Annotated in this window: 1 protein-coding gene and 1 pseudogene; one reads left to right on the forward strand and one right to left on the reverse strand. The window is 69.9% G+C overall.

All coding sequences use genetic code 11. From position 1 onward, the window contains the following. Positions 1–44 precede the first annotated feature (44 nt). Entirely contained in the window at positions 45–1,484 is a 1,440-nt protein-coding gene (locus tag G6023_RS15530) for an NAD(P)/FAD-dependent oxidoreductase (protein ID WP_096905513.1), read from the reverse strand. Between the two features lie 226 nt (positions 1,485–1,710). On the opposite strand from G6023_RS15530, the pseudogene G6023_RS15535 reads away from it, so the two are divergent. Beyond that, positions 1,711–1,975, forward strand: a pseudogene (locus G6023_RS15535) (class I SAM-dependent methyltransferase); the annotation flags it as partial.

Here is a 1,975-nt window from a genome sequence, read left to right on the forward strand (position 1 = left end):
CCCGGCGGGTGGATCCCGCCGGGCGCGTCGCCGTCTCGCCCCGGTCAGTCGGTCGTGGCCGAGGCGGACGCCGACTGCTGCGCCTCGACGCGGGACCGCTCGGCCGACTGGAATGCGGCCGCCTCGTCCGCAGCCACCCGCTCGATGGCCTGGCGCGCGTAGACCCACTGCTTGGTGGAGGTCAGCTGCGACCGGTGGTCGCCGCCCATGTGCATGCCCCACGAGAACATGGTGGTGATCCGGTTCTTGAAGCCGATCAGGTAGGCGAGGTGGACCACCAGCCACATGACCCAGGCGATGAAGCCCGAGATCTCGATCGGTCCCATCTTCACGACTGCGCTGTAGCGCGACACCGTGGCCATGGACCCCTTGTCGAAGTACTTGAACGGCTTCCGCTCGGCTGGGGTCCGGCCCTTCTCCACCTCGGCCATGATCTGCTTGGCCGCATACTTGCCGCCCTGGATGGCGACCTGCGCGACACCGGGCAATCCGTCGAGGCTCATCATGTCGCCCACGACGAAGATCTCCGGGTGACCGGGCAGTGAGAGGTCCTTGTTGACCAGCACGCGCCCGGCACGGTCGATCTCCGCATCCGTCTGGTCGGCGAGTTGCTTGCCGAGCGGGCTGGCCTTGACGCCCGCGGACCAGATCTTGCACGAGGCGTCGATCCGGCGGACCGAATCGTCCGGGTCCTTGACCTCGATGCCCTGGTAGTCGACGTTGGTGACCATGGCGTTGAGCTGGATCTCGACGCCCATCTTCTCCAGCCGAGCGCGGGCCGCGTTGCCGAGGTTGTTTCCGAACGGGGGCAACACGGCCGGGGCGGCGTCGAGGAGGATCACGCGTGCGGACGCCGGATCGATGCGGCGGAAGCTGTCCTTCAGGGTGTGCTGGGCGAGCTCGGCGACCTGACCCGCCATCTCGACCCCGGTCGGGCCGGCCCCGACGATGATGAAGGTCAGCAGCCGGCGGCGCTCCTCCTCGTCGTCGATGACCTCGGCCTGCTCGAAGCAGCCGAGGATGCGGCTGCGCAACTCGAGCGCATCGTCGACGGTCTTCATCCCCGGCGCCCACCGCTCGAAGTGGTCGTTCCCGAAGTAGGACTGGTTGGCCCCCGCGGCGACGACCAGGCTGTCGTACTCGAGATCGAAGTCGATGTGTCCTGCCGAGGCGTGGATCCTCTTCCCGGCCACGTCGATCGTGTCGACATCACCCAGGACCACGGTGGCGTTCTTCTGATCCCTCAGGATGAGTCGCGTCGGCGGGGCGATCTCGCCCACGGAGAGGATGCCGGTGGCCACCTGGTATAGCAGGGGCTGGAACAGGTGGTGGCCGGTCCTGGCCACCAGGGTCACGTCGACGTCCGCTTTGGCGAGCTGCTGCGCGGCGAACAGACCGCCGAAGCCGGAGCCGACGATGACGACGCGGTGCCGGCGGCCGGCCGGTGCGGTGGCTGTGACCTGGTCGGTTGCGGGCTCGGTCATGGCGGCTCCTGATGAGGCTGGTGGGTTGAGGGGCTCGGTGGCCTCGTCGGTCTGGGGCCCGCGCGGGATGACGCCGGGCACGGGTCCCCAGGATAGTGCTCCGCCTGACCCCGTGCACAGGTAGCCGCACCGCACGCGGGTGGGTGGCCCCCCGCCGCGCCTGACCGGGCGGACGCGCAGGCGACGGTACCGTCCACCTGACGAGAGCCCCGGAGGGAGGGACAGGGTGGTCAGAGTCGAACCGCAGACCGTCGACCTCGAACGCTGGCCCGCGCTCGCGCCACCGTCCGGACCGGGGGGACAGCCCTCGGCGCTCGTCGCCCAGGCGCTCCGGCGGTCGGCGCGCGAGCTCGGGGTGCGGATCGACTACCCCGATTCGTCGGCGGCCGGAGAGTACGACGCCCCGGTGCGCGTGGTACTGCGCGAACCCGATCACTTCTGGGCCCGGCTGGCGGACGCTGGCGTGGTGGGGCTCGGCGAGTCGTTCATGG

Source organism: Dietzia sp. DQ11-71 (assembly GCF_014144995.1).
GTDB classification, from domain to species: Bacteria; Actinomycetota; Actinomycetes; order Mycobacteriales; family Mycobacteriaceae; genus Dietzia; species Dietzia kunjamensis.